Source organism: Burkholderia cepacia complex sp. TUM26381 (assembly GCF_057439935.1).
Genome location: NZ_CM172006.1, coordinates 679,986 through 695,634 on the forward strand (window position 1 = coordinate 679,986; position 15,649 = coordinate 695,634).

The following is a 15,649-nucleotide window of genomic DNA, read 5'->3' on the forward strand; positions in this document are numbered from 1 at the left end:
CACGTACCCGGAGGTAACCATGGCATTTCCCGGCAACGTCTATGCGGCGGATTGCTCGGCGCGCGACGCGCTGGCCCTGATCGCCGGCAAATGGACGCTGCTGATCCTGCCGGCGCTGGCCGAGCGGCCGTTGCGCAACGGCGAGCTGCTGCGGCGCATCGGCGGGATTTCGCAGAAGGTGCTCACGCAAACGCTGCGCGAGCTGGTGCGCAACGGGCTGATCGAGCGTGTCGAGATCGACGCCCGGCGCGTGCATGTCGAATACCGGCTGACACCGGTGGCAGGATCGCTGGTGCAGACGCTGGTGGCGCTCGACCGGTGGGCGGAGCGGCATTTCCCCGCGCTCGACGCGGCACGCGAGCGCTACGATGCGGCGTTGCAAAGCATGCGCTGAACGAGGGGCGGCGGCGCTCGCGCGCCGCCGGTGTGTCAGCGTGCGTCGGCGAGTGCCGGCGCGTGGCCTTCCGCGGGCGTGGCCTGACCGGGCTGGCCGGTTGTCGCGAGTTCGATGATGCCGCCGCCGAGACAGATCTCGCCGTCGTACAGCACGGCCGACTGGCCGGGCGTGACGGCCCACTGCGCGTCGTCGAATGCGAGCGAGAAGCGGGCTTCGCCTTCCGGGCCGGCGGGCGCGGCGCCGAATGCGCATGCCGCATCGGCCTGCCGGTATCGCGTCTTCGCGCCGCATGCGAAGCCGTCGGCCGGCGGCTCGCCGGCGACCCAGCTGACGTTGCCGGCGACGAGCTGGCGCGACAGCAGCCACGGATGATCGTGGCCCTGCACGACGTACAGCGTGTTCGACGCGATGTCCTTCGCGGCGACGAACCATGGTTCGCCGCTGCCGCTCTTGCTGCCGCCGAGGCCGATGCCCTTGCGCTGGCCGAACGTGTAGAACGCGAGGCCGATGTGTTCGCCGACCACCTTGCCGTCGGGCGTCTTCATCGGGCCGGGCTTCGTCGGCAGGTAGCGGTTCAGGAAATCGCGGAACGGCCGTTCGCCGATGAAGCAGATGCCGGTCGAATCCTTCTTCTTCGCGTTCGGCAGCCCGATCTGCGCGGCGATCTCGCGCACCTTCGTCTTCGGGATCTCGCCGAGCGGGAACATCGTCTTCGACAGTTGCGCCTGGTTCAGCCGGTGCAGGAAGTACGACTGGTCTTTCGTATGATCGAACGCCTTCAGCAGTTCGAAACGCCCGTCGCGTTCGCGCACGCGCGCATAGTGGCCGGTCGCGATCATTTCCGCGTCGAGCGACATCGCGTGGTCGAGGAACGCCTTGAACTTGATCTCGGCGTTGCACAGCACGTCCGGGTTCGGCGTGCGGCCGGCCGAGTATTCGCGCAGGAACTCGGCGAACACGCGGTCCTTGTATTCCGCGGCGAAGTTGACGGCTTCCACGTCGATGCCGATCAGGTCGGCCACCGACACGACGTCGATCCAGTCCTGGCGCGTCGAGCAGTACTCTCCGTCGTCATCGTCTTCCCAGTTCTTCATGAACAGGCCGACCACGTCGTAGCCCTGTTCCTTCAGCAGCCATGCCGTCACCGACGAATCGACGCCGCCCGACATGCCCACCACCACACGGCGCTTGCTCATTTGTTGACCGCCTGACGTTCGAATGCCTCGGGGCGCGGCGCGACCGAATGCGTATGCACGAAATCGAGCGGAATGCGCCGCCCGGCGAGATAGTCGTCGACGCAGCGCATCACCGCGGGCGAGCGATGGCGCTCGCTGCACGCGCGCAGTTCGTCGGCCGTCATCCACAGCGTGCGGACGATGCCTTCGTCGAGCACATGGCCCGCGACCGGTTCGCCGGCCCTGCCGCAGAACGTGAAGCGCAGGTAGGTCGCGCCGGCGGTGCCGGGGCGGTCGTAGTGCGCGAGATAGACGCCGACGAGCGCGTCGGGCGTGAACGGGTGCGCGGTTTCCTCGAGCGTTTCGCGGATCACGGCGTCGGCCAGCGTTTCGCCGGCCTCGAGATGACCGGCCGGCTGGTTGATGCGCAGGCCCGTCGAGGTTTCTTCCTCGATCACGAGAAAGCGGCCGGCGTGCTCGACGAGCGCGGCGACCGTCACATGCGGGGTCCAGATTTCGGGTTTCATGGTTCGGCATTTTACCGGTTGCGCCCGAACGCTGCCGGCCCTCTCGTTAGACGAATCCGACCCCGTAAGCGCTGCATCCTGCCGATGTGCTGCGGCACGGGTCCGGTTCGCGCCGCGTTCATGCACGATCGATCGTGCGGAACACGGCGGCACGGCCGTCGTCCCGGGTGAAAAGCGGCGTCCATGCGGTTGTGCGGATTCGGCACACGCCGGCGGCGCGGCAGGCAGCGCTGACGCGCCGTCGTTCATGGCGCGACGAGGCGCGTGACGCACGCGGCGATCGTGTCGCGCACGCGCACGATTGCCGGATCGCGCTGCGTACTCGTGCGCCAGCCGATTTCGACCGGATAGCGCGGCAGGTCGACCGGGCACGCGAGCGCGCGCAGCGGCGTCGATTGCGCGATCGTGCGCGCTGCGTGCGCGGGAATCGTTGCGATCGCGTCGGAGCCGGCGAGCAGGTACGGCAGCGCGGCGAAATGCGTGGTCGATGCGGCGACGCGCCGCTTGTGGCCGAGCGCGGCCAGCGCCTCGTCGACGATCCCGATCACGCCGCCCGACGACACGAGCAGGTGGTCGCGCCGCAGGAAGTCGGCGAGCGTCAACGTGCGCGGCCGCTGAGCGCGGGCGCCCGGGTCGATCAGGCACGCATAGCCGCCCGTCGCGACCGCGCGCCGGCTGAGCCCGTTCGCCGAGAACCCGCCCGACGCGATCGCGAGATCGACACCGTGCCGCAGCAGCGCATCGCCGGCGATGCCGCTGTGGGTCTGCCGGAAGATCAGCCGGATGCCCGCGGCTTCGCGCGCGACCGCATCGATCAGCGCGCGGCCGAGCGCGATCTCGAAGTCGTCGGACAGCCCGACCGAGATCGTGCGGCCAACGCGCTCGCCGCTGTCGGCCGCGATCGCGAGGCTTTCGCGGCAGCGGTCGAGCGCGTCGGACAGGATCGGCTTCAGTTCGTCCGCGCGCGGCGTCGGCGCGAGCCCGCGGCCGGTGCGCACGAACAGCGGATCGGCGTAGATCACGCGCAGCCGCGCGAGTGCCGCGCTGACGGCCGACTGCGTGAGGCCGAGCCGCAGCGCCGCCCGGCTCGCGCCGCCTTCCTCGTACAGCGCCTCGAACACCTTCAGCAGGTTCAGGTCGAGGCCGGCGATATCATCCACATTCATGACAGATATCTTTCTATCGATTTGATCGATGACATCTTATCGATAAAGATGGCGGCATCCCATTCACCGGAGTCGCCACCATGTCCACGTCAGTCATCGCCGCCTTGCAGATCGGCGCGTCGCCCGCCGGTACGCGCGCTACGCTCGACACGATCCTCGGCTACGAAACCGCGATTCGCGACAGCGGCGCGTCGCTCGTCGTGCTGCCCGAGGCCGTGCTCGGCGGCTATCCGAAAGGCGAAATCTTCGGCACGCGGCTCGGCTACCGGCTGCCCGAAGGCCGCGACGCGTATGCGCGCTATGCTGCGCAGGCGATCGACGTGCCGGGGCCCGAGACCGACGAGCTGGCCGCGCTGTCGCAGCGTACGGGAGCGAGCCTCGTGGTCGGCGTGATCGAGCGCGGCGGCAGCACGCTGTACTGCACGGCGCTGTTCTTCGATCCGCGCGACGGGCTCGTCGCGAAGCACCGCAAGCTGATGCCGACCGGCACCGAGCGGCTGATCTGGGGGCAGGGCGACGGCTCGACGCTGCCCGTCGTCGAAACGGCAGCCGGCCGCGCGGGCGCCGCGATCTGCTGGGAGAACCACATGCCGCTGCTGCGCTGCGCGATGTACGCGAAAGGCGTGCAGATCTGGTGTGCGCCGACTGTCGACGAGCGCGACCTGTGGCAGAGCTCGATGCGCCACATCGCGCATGAAGGGCGTTGCTTCGTCGTGAGCGCGTGCCAGGTGCAGCCGTCGCCGCGTGCGCTCGGCATCGACGTGCCGGGCTGGGATCCCGAGCGGCCGCTGATCCGCGGCGGCAGCGTGATCGTCGGGCCGCTCGGCGACCTGCTGACGGAGCCGCTGATCGGCGAGGCCGGGCTCGTGACCGCGCACATCGATACCGACGAGCTGGTGCGGGCGCGCTACGATTTCGACGTCGTCGGCCACTACGCGCGGGCGGACGTGTTTTCGCTGCACGTCGACGAGCGGCCGAAGCGGCCGGTGGTGTTCGGCGGATAACGCGGGAAGGGCCGGGCGCCGAACGGCGGTCGGGCGACGAATGACGGCGGCGCGCGGCTTCGCGCCCGCCGCCGTAGAGCGTCAGCGCATCGGCGCTTCCGCGATCCGCATGTAGTCGGCGATCCGCCGTCCTTCCATGTCCGGAAACTGCTCGTGCACGGTGATGTCGCCCATTCGCGCGATGTCGAAGGTGCGGAAATCGCCGCGCAGCTCGCACCACGCGCCGATCGTCCAGCGCCCGCCCCAGTAGACGAGACCGAGCGGCCATACGCGGCGTTGCGAATGCGCGCCGAGCCGGTCGCGATAGTCGAAGCTCACGATGTGGCGCGTGTCGATGGCCTGGTGGATCGCGTCGACCTTTGCGCAGAACGTCTCGTCGATGTGGAACGACGGCGCGAACACCGGCAGGCGGTCGAGCGCCGTGCGCTTGTCGGCCGGCATCGCCGACGCGATCTTCGCGAGCGCCGAGCGCGCGCCACTCGCGAAGCGCGCGCCGCCCCAGGTCTCGAGCATGCGCGCGCCGGTGGCGAGCGCCGAGAGCTCCTCGGCCGTGAACGTGAGCGGCGGCAAGCTCGCGTTGCGGTTCAGCCGGTAACCGATGCCGGCCTCGCCTTCGATCGGCACCCCTGACAGTTGCAGGTCGCGCACGTCGCGATAGACCGTGCGCGGTGACACCGACAGCCAGTCGGCCAGCTGCTGCGCGGTCGTGAGACGACGCCCGCGCAGCAGCTCGGCGATCTGGAACAGGCGGTCGGCACGGCGGGTCATGACAGCACCTCGATTCCTTCCGTTACGGGGACTTCGCGATGATAGCGCCGCGCCCGCCCGCTGACCGGTGCGCTCAGTGGCATTTCGGCGCGTGCAGACCGACGCGGTTGCCTTCGGTGTCGATCAGGTAGCCGACGTAGCCGTAGTTGTTCGGCAGCTCGACGACCGTGCCCTGCACGACGCCGCCCGCGCGCTTCGCACGTTCGAGCGCCGCGACGACCGATTCGCCTGCGTTCAGGTAGACGAGCACGCCGTTCGCGCTCGGCTTCATCTGCTGCGGATCGAACACGATGCTGCCGCCCGTGCTCGACGCCTCGCGATCGAACGTGGCCATCGGCACGCCGCCGAAGATTTCGCGCCGCAACGTGGTCTGCAGCACGGTTTCGTAAAAGCGGATCGCCCGTTCGAAATCGAGGGACGGAATGTCGAACCAGGCGATTGCGCGTTCCAGGGTTGCGGTGGCAGTTGCGGTTGTCATGACGAGCTCCTTGTTGCGTTGTTATTCGGGTTCGGTGCGGAAACCAGCCTGCATTGCGCCGGGATTGCAGTGTGAGCGCGGGCTGCTGACACCGTATTGTCAGTAGAGTTGTCATCCTTGACATGCAACCATTTGGTTGCATAATAAAGCCATTGACCCGGGAGTGGCATGGATCTCGTTTTCAGGGCGCTGGCCGATGCCACGCGCCGTCAGTTGCTGGACCTGCTGCACGCAAAGAGCGGCCAGACGCTGTCCGAGCTGTGCGACGGGCTCGCGATGAGCCGGCAGGCCGTGAGCAAGCATCTCGCGCTGCTCGAGGCCGCGAATCTCGTCGCGACGACGTGGCGCGGCAGGGAGAAGCTGCATTACCTGAATCCGGTGCCGATCCACGACATCGCGGAACGCTGGATCGGCAAGTTCGAGCGTCAGCGCCTCCAGGCGCTGGCGGATCTCAAGCGCGGGCTCGAAGCGGCCGGCGAAACAGGAGACGACGATGGGTAATCCCGCCTTTGTGTACGTGACCTTCATCGCAGCGACGCCCGAGCGCGTGTTCGATGCGTTGACCAACGCCGAGCTGACGAAAGACTACTGGGTGCGGCATCGCAATGCGTCACCCGACTGGCGGCCGGGCTCGCGCTGGGAACATCAGGACTACGACGATCCGTCGCGGGTCGACATCGTCGGCGAAGTGGTGGAGAACGATCCGCCGCACCGGCTGGTGGTCACGTGGCGCACGCCGTCGGGGGAGGGCGAGGAATCGCGCGTGACCTACCTCGTCGAGCCGCATGAAGGCGTCGTGAAGCTGACCGTCACGCACGACGGGCTCGTGGCCGGTTCGGAGATGGATCGCGGCATTCGCGGCGGCTGGCCGGTCGTGCTGTCGAGCCTGAAGACGCTGCTCGAGACGGGGCACGCGCTGCCGTTCACGATGGGGCGCTGGTCGAAATCGAAGCACTGACCGGCTGCGAAATGGCACAGGGGCCGCGATAGCGGCCCCTGAGACGTCGTCGCTTGTGGAAGCGGACGAATGCTTATGCGTCGCCTTCCGGCGCGGCCGGGCGTGCCTTCACGCTGCCGGCGATCAGGTCGAAGCGGAACAGCCGGCATTCGAGCGCGCCGTTGAACAGCGGCGTCTTGGCCGATTCGCGCAGGCGCAGCAGGCCCGGCAGCGAACGGTCGGACGTCAGCAGGAACGCCTGCCAGCCCGTGAAGCGCTGCTTCAGCGCATCGCCGAGCACGTTGAAGAACTCGCTGTCCGGCGCGTCGGTGTGCGTGCGGCGGAACGCGTCGTCGTTGCCGCGGTTGCGGCCGGTTTCGCGCACTTCGCCGCGCGCGCTGCGGCCGCGCACTTCGATCCGCTCCCCGTACGGCGGGTTCGCGAGGATGATGCCCGGCGCGTCGCACGGCGGCGTCATCCCGCGTGCGTCGACCTGCTTGAGCCACACCGACGGCACGCCCGCGCGCTCGAGGTTCGCGCGGGCCTTCTCGAGCATGTCGCCGGAAATGTCGCTGCCGTACACGCCGAGCGCGTCGTTGCGCTTGGCGCGCGCCGCGCGCTTCGCGTCCAGCGCCGGGACCTTCAGCCCCTGCCACGCGGTGATGTCGTACTGCTTGAGCTTTTCGAAGCCGAACCGGCGTTCGCAGCCGGGCGCCACGCCGAGTGCGATCTGCGCGGCTTCCGCGAGGAACGTGCCGCTGCCGCACATCGGGTCGTACAGCGCGGTGCCGGGCGTCCAGCCCGTCAGGCGCAGGATGCCGGCCGCGAGGTTCTCGCGCAGCGGCGCCGCGCCCTTGTCGAGACGCCAGCCGCGCTTGAACAGCGGTTCGCCCGACGTATCGAGGTACAGCGTGCACTCGTTGGCGGTCAGGAACGCGAACACGCGCACATCCGGCGCACCGGTGTCGATGCTCGGGCGCGCGCCGGTCTTGTCGCGCATCCGGTCGCAGATCGCGTCCTTCACGCGCAACGTCGCGAATTCGAGGCTCTTCAGCGGCGACTTGATCGCGGTGATGTCGACGCGCAGCGTCTGCGTGGCCGCGAACCAGCGCTCCCACGGCTGCTCGAGCGCGAGCGCGTAGACGTCCTGCTCGTTGCGGTACGCGCGGTGCGCGATCTTCAGCAGGATCCGGCTCGCGATCCGCGAATGGAGGTTCGCGGCCATGCCGGCGGCCCAGCCGCCGCTGAAATGGACGCCGCCCGGCACCTGCGCGCCCGCGGTGAACGGCGCGCCGTTCAGGTGGCGGCCGGCGATTTCGGCCAGCTCGGCGGCAAGCGCCGCTTCGAGGCCGCGCGGGCAGGGGGCGAAGAATTCGAACAGGGTGGGCGAGGACATAAGGCGGGTGAGGACGTGCAAAAGTCCACCATTGTACGCGGCGCGGGCGGCCGGGGCCGGCGTTTCGGTGTGGCAGCGCCCGCAGGGCGGCTGCTTTCGCGTGCCGGGAGGCAGGCGCGGCGACACCCGGCCGGGCGCCGCCGCACCGCCGCGGGCTCAGTGCGAGCCCGTCTGACCGGCGCGTTCGGCCTGGCCGCCGGCCGGCCAGAACAGCGCGAGCGGATTCGACAGCACCGTGCGGACGATCGCGGCGACGAGCGCGCGCACCTTGGTGCGGCGCAGGCTGCGCGAGCGCACGGCCATCGTGAACGCGAGCGCGAAGCTCACCAGCACGTTGAGGATCGCCATGCTGAGCACGCCGGCGCCGGCCCACCACAGTTCGGGCGTCGTGAGCGCATCCTTGCCCAGCACGCCGAGCGCGATCCCGATCGAGCCGGCCGACAGCGTCACGTGGCGCACCTCGAACGGGAACATGAATACGGTGACGATCGCCGGCACGAGGCCGAGCATCAGGCCGAGGCCGACGTTCGCGACCACGCCGGCGACGTTCGAGCGGCAGAAGTGCGCGAGCTTCGCGGCGCCGGCCGCGCCGAGCGTGAGGCGCAGCCGGCGGTTGTACGCGAGCGCGTCGCCGACCCGGTGCAGCACGAACCAGTTGTCGGCCCAGCCCGCGAGCAGGCTCGACGCCCACAGCAGCACGCCCGTCAGCGCAGCGTAGAGCGGCGTCGGCCCGAGCAGCGAGAACGAGTGGAGTGTCGCGTGCGCCTTGTCGGGCGAGATCAGATTCGCGTGCAGCACGTTGCCCGCGAACAGCTGCACGAGCAGGCACACGGGCAGCACGACGAGCACGTTGCCGGAAATCGCGGCAGCCTGGGTGCGGATCAGCGCGATCACCGACGACACGAACGCCTTCACGCCTTCCTCGTGGCCGGTGTCGTCGAGCTCGCGCGCAAGCGTCGGCGCGGTCATCGCGGGCTGCTTGGTCGCGAGCGTGAAGTGCAGGAAGTGCATCAGCATGAAGCTGGCCGCGTAGTTGACGCCGGCGAGCAGCCCTTCGAGCATCGACTGCAGGTGCGCGCCCGTGATCGCGAACTTCACGCACACGGTCGCGACGGTGACGAGGCCGCCGCCCGCGGCCATCCGCAGCATCTTCAGGTACTCGGCGCGGCCGCGCGAGATGTAGTGCTCGCCGGTGTCCGCGTTGGTCTCGACGAGCTTGCGCGCGAACAGCGAGAAGTTGCTGCGCACGAGGTGCGTGACGCTCTGGCTGTTCTGGTTCGCGTCGACGAGTTCGGCCGTCAGGTGCGCCATCCCGCGCAGGTCGTCGCGCGCCATCCACGCGTTCAGCAGTGTTTCCGCACGCAGGATGCGCATGCGCATCCGCTCGACCTGGAACACGATGTCGACCGACACGCCGTTGCGGTACAGGTGCGAAAACACGTCGTCGACGGCGATCCGGCATTCGTCGAGCAGCACGCGCAGATAGTTCACCTCGTGCAGCAGCTTGCTCGGGTCGCCGCCGTCCTCGACGGCCGCGTGCGCGGTCTCGACCGCGAGCATCGCGCGCGTGAGCCGGTAGAACGGCTGCGATTCGAGCGGCTTGCGCGCGTCGTCGTCGGACAGCCGGCTGCGTACCGTCTGCGACAGGCCGGTCGAGCTGATCTGGCAGGTCAGGTTATGCAGTGCGGCCAGCAGGTCGCGCGAGAACGAGCCGGGTTCGTGGCGCTCTTCCTCGGTGACGTCGAACGAAATCAGCTCGGCGAGGCGCGCGAGCAGGTCGTCGGGCAGCGCGTCGATCCACTTCGCGTCTTCCGGCGCCGGGAACATCAGCGTGAACAGCGCCGACAGCTCGCGGCGGTTCGGCGCGGGCGGGATCAGCGACGAGTCGATCCGCTCGAACAGCGCGCCGAAGAAGCCCGAGTGCACGGGCATGCCGGCGTCGCACAGCAGCGAGATGCCGTCGCACTCGCGCAGGATGCCGCGCAGGATGCGCGCGGCATGCGCTTTCCAGGCGGGGTTGCGGTCGAGCACGTGGAACAGGTAGCGCAGCCGCGCATGAGCCGGATACGCGCGCGTGTCGACGTCGCGATCGGCCGGGGTGTCCTGCGCGGCCTGCATCGTGCCGTTGCGGTGCAGCCAGTGCGCGAGCTCGATCAGCCATTCGCTGCGCTCGGCATACGACGCATCGGCGTCGGCATGCGCGAGCAGCGCATCGAGCTGGTGACCGGCATTGCGCGACGCGCGCCACTTCTTGATCAGGGTCGTCAGGGAACGAAACATAAACGGAATAGCGAAAGCCCTGGACGGGCGGGTTCGGGAAGCCTGCCGGGGAAACGGCACGGCGCCGGGGAGAACGGATGAGACGAGGCGGTTGCCGGACGATGCGCGGCGACCCGCGATGCGGCTGCCCCGCTGCGGTGCACGCGGTGTGCGTGCGGGCGCAGGGCGTCACGGCGGTCGGACCGAACGCGGCCCGGCGTCGCCGGCCGGCGCGTACGACGAACGGCGCGAGCCGGAAAGTGCGTAGGATCGTCAATCGGGCCGGAAAACGCAAGCCGACCGTGTGGCGTGGCGCCGGTTCCGGCCGACTTTGACAAACAATGCAAAGTCGCCGTTCGGCCGATGAAGATGAGGCGCGGTGCAGGTCGTGGCGGCGCGATGCCGCCTGTCACGGCCGGCGATCGCTCTCGGATACGCCACGCAGGCGAGCGCCGCTTCGAGCGCTCGCCTGCGCGCTGCCCGCTTACGCGCCGGACTTGCCCGTCGCGCCGGCGTCGCCGCCGGACGCCGGGTTGGCCGGGCACGGCACGACCGGCGCGGGCGTGGCCGCCGTCTTGCTGCCGGCCGCGGGCGCCGCGCCGCGGCGGGCGGCCATCGCGCGCACGCCGGCCGCAGCCTGCGTCGCAATCACGTCGAGCGCGCGCCGGTGGCCGGCGACGAGCGCGTCGTAGCCGTCGGCGACCGGTTCCGCGACGCTCGTGCGGCAGGTCATCACGGCCTGCGTGGCAAGCGAGCGCACGCTCCACACCGCGTCGACCGCCGCGCGTTTGCCGGGCCACGACTCGAAGCGCTGCACGTTCACGCTGACGCGGTACACGGGCACGCCGGGCGGGTACGCGGAATTCGCGACGTCGATCGTGCCGAGCTGCGCGGCGAGGTCGTCCGACAGCGCGCGGCGGATCTCGTCGGCGGGCGGCGACGCCCAGCGTTCCTGCTCGAGCACGTCGACCTGCGCGGCGTTCTTCTGCACGACCAGCTGGTTTTTCGCGACCTGTTCGGGCACGCCGACCGATGGCACCTCGATCAGGAACGCCGGGTTGGCCGGCGCGGTGCGCACCGGCGCTGCGGCGTCGGCCGGGCTGAGCGTGTAGAACCGCGCGGGCGGCGAGCTGCACGCGGCGAGCGCGAGTGCGGCGAAGGCCGCCGCCGCGCCGCTCGCAAAACCGTTCACGCGTGTCGTCATTGTTTATCTCCTGGCTTGCCCTTGAGCAGCGATTCGGGGTGGCGCTCGAGGTAGTCGGCGAGCGCGTTCAGCGATTGCAGCGTGCGCGTGAGCTCCTTCAGCGCGCCGCGCACGTCGGACTGCAGCGGCGAATCCTGCTGCAGCGTCGCTTCGGCGGTCGAGAAGGTCTGCTTCGCGGCCGACAGCGTGTCGCGCGCTTCCGGCGCGACCTGCGTGTCGAGCTGCTTGAACAGCTTGTCGGCGTTCGCGAGCGCGCTGTTCAGGTTCGCGCCGATCTGGTCGAACGGCACCTTGTCGAGCTTCTTCGCGATGTCGGCGACCTGCAGCTGCAGTTCGTCGAGCGAATTCGGCACGGTCGGCAGTTCGAGCGGCTGGCGCGTCGTGTCGATCTTCACGGTCGGCGCCTTCGGGAAGAAGTCGAGCGCGACGTACAGCTGGCTCGTCAGCAGGTTGCCGGTGCGCAGCTGGCCGCGCAGCCCGTGCCGGACGAGCCGCTCGACGATCTCGCGGCGGGCCGGTTCGCCCTTGCTCTCGATCGTTTCGCGGAAGCGGCGGCCGAGGCGTTCCGGATACACGTTCATCGTCACCGGCATCAGGAAGTTCTTCGTCTTCGGATCGAAGTCGATGCCGATGTTCGTCACTTCACCGAGCACGATGCCGCGGAAGTCGACCGGCGCGCCGACGGCGAGCCCGCGCAGCGACTGGTTGAAGTTCATCACGACCTGCAGCGGCTGGCCGTCCGGGTCGCGCATCGCGTCGGCCTCGTCGGAGCCGAGGCGGAACGTCGTGTTGTTCGCTGCCGTCGCACCGCTGCCCTGGTTCGGCGGCGTCTGGAACGCGATGCCGCCGAGGATCACCGTCGCGAGCGACTGCGTGTTCAGCTTCAGGCCGCTCGAATCGAGCCGCAGGTCGACGCCGCTCGCCTGCCACCAGCGCGAGTTGATGCCGACATACTGGTCGTACGGCGCATTGACGAACACGTTGAACGTGACGCCCGTGCCGTCCTTGTCGAGCGAGAAGCCGACCACCTGGCCGACCTGCACGCGGCGGTAGTAGACCGGCGAGCCGATGTCGACCGAGCCGAGCGAATCGCCGCGCAGCACGTATTGCGTGCCTTTCTGGTCGCCCGTGACGGCGGGCGGTGTTTCGAGGCCCGTGAAGTCGGTCAGCGTGTCCTGTCCGCGGCCGGCGTCGACGCCGATGTACGCGCCGGACAGCAGCGTGCCGAGCCCCGACACGCCGGTCGCGCCGACGCGCGGCCGCACGATCCAGAAGCGCGAGCCGTTGACCGCGAAGTCCTCGGCTTCCTTTTTCAGCTGCACCTGGACGAGCACGCGCGACAGGTCTTTCGACAGCTTGATCGTCTTGACCATGCCGATCTCGACGTCCTTGTACTTGACCTGGGTCTTGCCGGGCTCGAGCCCTTCGGCGCTGTGGAAGCTGATCGTGATTTCCGGGCCGCGCTCGCGCACGGACTTGATCACGAGGCCGATGCCGATCAGCGCGGCGATCAGCGGCACGAGCCAGACGAGCGACGGCAGCCAGCCGCTTTTCGTCGAGATCGTCGGATCGGGCGGCCGGGGCGCGTCGTGCTGCGGGCCTTGTGGACTATTCATGGTGATTCCCTGAGGTTTCGACTGGATCCCAGATCAGGCGGGGATCGAACTGCATCGACGCGAGCATCGTCAGGATCACGACCGAACCGAACGCGAGCGCGCCGGGGCCGGCCGTGATGATGGCGAGCGAACGGAAATGGACGAGCGCGACGGTCAGCGTCACGACGAAGATGTCGAGCATCGACCAGCGGCCGATGCGCTCGACGATCCGGAACAGGCGCGTGCGCTGCAGCGGCCGCCATGCGGCGCGGCGCTGCGCGCTGATCACGAGGATCGACAGCACGCCGAGCTTGAGCATCGGCACGAGGATGCTCGCGACGAACACGACGACGGCGAGCGGCCAGTCGCCGGAGGTCCAGAACAGCACGACGCCGCTCATGATCGTGTCTTCCTGCGAGCCGACGATCGACGACGTGCGCATGATCGGCAGCAGGTTCGCCGGAATGTACAGGATCACGGCCGCGATCAGCAGCGCCCACGTGCGCATCAGGCTGTTCGGCGTCCTGAAATGGAGCGTGGCGCCGCAGCGGGCGCAGTGCGCGTGAGGATGATCGAGCGTCTGCACGAGCCCGCACGTGTGGCAGCTGACATAGCCCTCGCGGGCGGCGGTCGGGATCGTCATCGGCGGGCGGCTTCCGGCAGCGGCGCGGCCGGGTCGGGCTGCCCGGGCGAGCGTCCGGCGCGCAGGTCGTCGGCGATGTCCCACAGCGTACGGGGATCGAACATCAGCACGACGGCGATCATCAGCGTGAGCGCGCCGAATGCGAACAGCGCGGCATCGGGAACGACTCTTGCGAGACTCACCATCTTCACGATCGTGACGAGGATCCCGAGCATGAACACTTCGATCATGCTCCACGGCCGCGCGAGCTCGATCGCGCGCAGCACGAAGTTGAACCCGGGCGGCACGACGCCGCGCCGCATCGGCAGCAGCAGGTACAGCAGCGCGGCCATCTCGACGAGCGGAAACAGCACGGTCGAGCAGAACACCATCACGCCGACGACGGCCATGTCCTGGTGCCACAGCGCGTCGATCGCGCCGATCAGCGTCGTCTGCACGCGGTTGCCGTTCACGTCCATTTCGAGGATCGGGAACGCCTGCGCGATCGTGAACGTGATCAATGCCGCGAGCGCGAGCGCGCAAATCCGCTCGATCTGCGCGGCGCTGTTGCGATACAGGAGCGCGCCGCAGCGCGGACAGCGCGCGACTTCGCGGCCGCTCAGGCGCGGTTTGTGCAACAGTGCGTCGCACTCGTGGCAGGCAATCAGGTCGTTTCGTTGCATGGAAAAGGCAGTTGTGCGACGGCTGGGGGAACGCGTCGACGGGGCCGGAACCCGCGCCAATCTTACCAAAAGGCCTTTTTCGGTGTGTCAAGGATCGCGTGCTTGGTGACCGAGCGGTAACATGACAGGAAACCGTCAGCCGGCTGGCGTGCCTGTCCTCAGAGTCCGCGCGTGTCAAAAGGTTGCGGTAGCATGGCGCCCTTGACAAGCGTCGGATGCATGGCCGGCGCAGCTGTTCGCTGAACTGAGGAATCCAAGATGGTATCGAAATCGCCGCCGGCCGCGCCGGTACGTTATGCGCATACCGCGATCGCGCTGCACTGGCTGATCGCGCTGCTGATCGTCTGCGGCTTCGCGCTCGGCTGGGTGATGACCGACATCCCCGGCTTCACGCCGACGAAGCTGAAGTACTTCTCGTGGCACAAGTGGATCGGCGTGACGGTGTTCGCGCTGGCCGTCATCCGCGTGCTGTGGCGGGCGACGCACGTGCCGCCGCCGCTGCCGGACAATACGCCGGCGTGGCAGCGCGCGGTATCGCACGGCGTGCACATGCTGCTGTACGTGCTGATGATCGTGATCCCCGTGACGGGCTACCTGTACAGCTCGGCATCGAACATTCCGGTCGTCTACCTCGGCATCGTGCCGCTGCCGCGGCTGATCGACCCAGATCCGGTGCTCAAGGAAACCTTCAAGACGCTCCACGTGTCTTTGAATTACATTCTGCTTGCGCTCGTCGCGATGCACGTGCTCGCGGCGCTCAAGCACCAGTTGTTGGACCGCGACGGCCTGCTGTCGCGGATGCTTCCCTCTGCCAAATGAAGGATCTCATGAAAGTGTCTTTCTCCCGCTCCATGCTGACCGCGTTCGCCGCGGCGGCACTTGTCGCGTCGGGCGCGGCGCACGCCGATGTCGATCTCGCGAAGAGCAAGGTGTCTGCCGTGTCGAAGCAGATGAACGTGCCGACCGAAGGCGCGTTCAAGAAGTTTTCCGCGCAAGTGAAGTTCGACCCGGCGAAGGCCGCGCAGGGCACCGCGCAAATGACCATCGACATCGCGAGCTTCGACCTCGGCGACAAGATGTACAACGACCAGGTCGCAGGCAAGGACTGGTTCGACGCGAAGGCGTATCCGCAGGCGACGTTCGTGTCGTCCGCGATCGCGCCGGCCGGCGGCAACAAGTACAACGTGACCGGCAAGCTGACGATCAAGGGCAAGTCCGAGACCGTTACGGTGCCCGTCACGGTTGCGCAAAGCGGCGCGACGCAGACGTTTGACGGCGTGCTGCCGATCAAGCGTTCGGCCTTCAACGTCGGTACCGGCGAGTGGAAGGACACGTCGATCGTCGCCGACGAAGTGCAGATCAAGTTCCATCTCGTCGCCACCAAGTAAGCGGCGGGCTGTCGCCTCACCAGAATGCCGCGCGAGGGCGCGGCGCCGTT

The 15,649-nt window shown here is 68.6% G+C and carries 17 protein-coding genes; 6 read left to right on the forward strand and 11 right to left on the reverse strand.

All coding sequences use genetic code 11. From position 1 onward, the window contains the following. Positions 1-19 precede the first annotated feature (19 nt). Positions 20-394, forward strand: a complete 375-nt coding sequence (locus ACWMMN_RS03265) for a winged helix-turn-helix transcriptional regulator (protein WP_059236090.1) — start codon at positions 20-22, stop codon at positions 392-394. A 35-nt stretch (positions 395-429) separates the two neighbouring features. Here the strand turns inward: ACWMMN_RS03265 and mnmA are convergent, their stop codons facing one another. From mnmA to ACWMMN_RS03280, 3 genes are all read right to left on the reverse strand, one after another. Then, on the reverse strand, positions 430-1,593 hold the full coding sequence (mnmA, locus tag ACWMMN_RS03270; protein WP_059236089.1) for a tRNA 2-thiouridine(34) synthase MnmA: 1,164 nt from the start codon (positions 1,591-1,593) through the stop codon (positions 430-432). Next, positions 1,590-2,099 carry an NUDIX hydrolase gene (locus ACWMMN_RS03275; RefSeq protein WP_059236087.1) on the reverse strand — a complete coding sequence of 170 codons (510 nt, stop codon included), beginning with the start codon at positions 2,097-2,099 and terminating at the stop codon, positions 1,590-1,592. The genes mnmA and ACWMMN_RS03275 overlap by 4 nt, the downstream gene beginning before the upstream one ends. A gap of 245 nt (positions 2,100-2,344) precedes the next feature. Beyond that, positions 2,345-3,265 carry a LysR family transcriptional regulator gene (locus ACWMMN_RS03280; RefSeq protein ID WP_059236085.1) on the reverse strand — a complete coding sequence of 307 codons (921 nt, stop codon included), beginning with the start codon at positions 3,263-3,265 and terminating at the stop codon, positions 2,345-2,347. 80 nt (positions 3,266-3,345) lie between these two features. Between ACWMMN_RS03280 and ACWMMN_RS03285 the strand changes: the two genes are divergently transcribed. Beyond that, positions 3,346-4,269 (forward strand): carbon-nitrogen hydrolase family protein, encoded by a 924-nt coding sequence (locus ACWMMN_RS03285; protein WP_309291890.1) that lies wholly within the window; start codon positions 3,346-3,348, stop codon positions 4,267-4,269. An 81-nt stretch (positions 4,270-4,350) separates the two neighbouring features. Here the strand turns inward: ACWMMN_RS03285 and ACWMMN_RS03290 are convergent, their stop codons facing one another. Both ACWMMN_RS03290 and ACWMMN_RS03295 read right to left on the reverse strand, forming a co-directional pair. Then, positions 4,351-5,037 (reverse strand): helix-turn-helix transcriptional regulator, encoded by a 687-nt coding sequence (locus tag ACWMMN_RS03290; protein ID WP_059236080.1) that lies wholly within the window; start codon positions 5,035-5,037, stop codon positions 4,351-4,353. Positions 5,038-5,110: 73 nt separating this feature from the next. After that, complete coding sequence (locus ACWMMN_RS03295; RefSeq protein ID WP_059236078.1) at positions 5,111-5,515, reverse strand: VOC family protein; 405 nt, start codon at positions 5,513-5,515, stop codon at positions 5,111-5,113. 168 nt (positions 5,516-5,683) lie between these two features. Here ACWMMN_RS03295 and ACWMMN_RS03300 point away from each other — a divergent pair, with 168 nt between their 5' ends. Continuing rightward, the gene (locus ACWMMN_RS03300; RefSeq protein WP_059236076.1) at positions 5,684-6,016 is read left to right on the forward strand and encodes an ArsR/SmtB family transcription factor; all 333 of its coding nucleotides are present in this window, start codon (positions 5,684-5,686) and stop codon (positions 6,014-6,016) included. Further along, entirely contained in the window at positions 6,009-6,473 is a 465-nt protein-coding gene (locus ACWMMN_RS03305; protein WP_059236075.1) for an SRPBCC family protein, read from the forward strand. The genes ACWMMN_RS03300 and ACWMMN_RS03305 overlap by 8 nt, the downstream gene beginning before the upstream one ends. Before the next feature lie 73 nt (positions 6,474-6,546). On the opposite strand, the gene ACWMMN_RS03310 is transcribed toward ACWMMN_RS03305, so the two are convergent. From ACWMMN_RS03310 to ACWMMN_RS03335, 6 genes are all read right to left on the reverse strand, one after another. Further along, a complete protein-coding gene (locus ACWMMN_RS03310; RefSeq protein WP_059236074.1) occupies positions 6,547-7,848 on the reverse strand; it encodes a THUMP domain-containing class I SAM-dependent RNA methyltransferase in 1,302 nt (433 codons plus the stop codon). Between the two features lie 156 nt (positions 7,849-8,004). Beyond that, positions 8,005-10,128, reverse strand: a complete 2,124-nt coding sequence (locus ACWMMN_RS03315) for a site-specific recombinase (RefSeq protein WP_059236073.1) — start codon at positions 10,126-10,128, stop codon at positions 8,005-8,007. Positions 10,129-10,591: 463 nt separating this feature from the next. Then, positions 10,592-11,311 carry a PqiC family protein gene (locus ACWMMN_RS03320; protein WP_256085572.1) on the reverse strand — a complete coding sequence of 240 codons (720 nt, stop codon included), beginning with the start codon at positions 11,309-11,311 and terminating at the stop codon, positions 10,592-10,594. Next, positions 11,308-12,927: a PqiB family protein gene (locus tag ACWMMN_RS03325; RefSeq protein ID WP_059236064.1), complete on the reverse strand. Its 1,620-nt coding sequence runs from the start codon at positions 12,925-12,927 to the stop codon at positions 11,308-11,310. Before ACWMMN_RS03325 ends, ACWMMN_RS03320 begins: the two co-directional genes overlap by 4 nt. Further along, a complete protein-coding gene (locus tag ACWMMN_RS03330) occupies positions 12,920-13,549 on the reverse strand; it encodes a paraquat-inducible protein A (RefSeq protein WP_059236062.1) in 630 nt (209 codons plus the stop codon). The genes ACWMMN_RS03325 and ACWMMN_RS03330 overlap by 8 nt, the downstream gene beginning before the upstream one ends. Then, positions 13,546-14,211: a paraquat-inducible protein A gene (locus ACWMMN_RS03335; protein WP_059236060.1), complete on the reverse strand. Its 666-nt coding sequence runs from the start codon at positions 14,209-14,211 to the stop codon at positions 13,546-13,548. Before ACWMMN_RS03335 ends, ACWMMN_RS03330 begins: the two co-directional genes overlap by 4 nt. A 258-nt stretch (positions 14,212-14,469) precedes the next feature. Here ACWMMN_RS03335 and ACWMMN_RS03340 point away from each other — a divergent pair, with 258 nt between their 5' ends. Together ACWMMN_RS03340 and ACWMMN_RS03345 are read left to right on the forward strand one after the other, a co-directional pair. Further along, a complete protein-coding gene (locus ACWMMN_RS03340; RefSeq protein WP_059236058.1) occupies positions 14,470-15,030 on the forward strand; it encodes a cytochrome b in 561 nt (186 codons plus the stop codon). An 8-nt stretch (positions 15,031-15,038) separates the two neighbouring features. After that, positions 15,039-15,599 (forward strand): YceI family protein, encoded by a 561-nt coding sequence (locus tag ACWMMN_RS03345; protein ID WP_059236904.1) that lies wholly within the window; start codon positions 15,039-15,041, stop codon positions 15,597-15,599. Positions 15,600-15,649 lie beyond the last annotated feature (50 nt).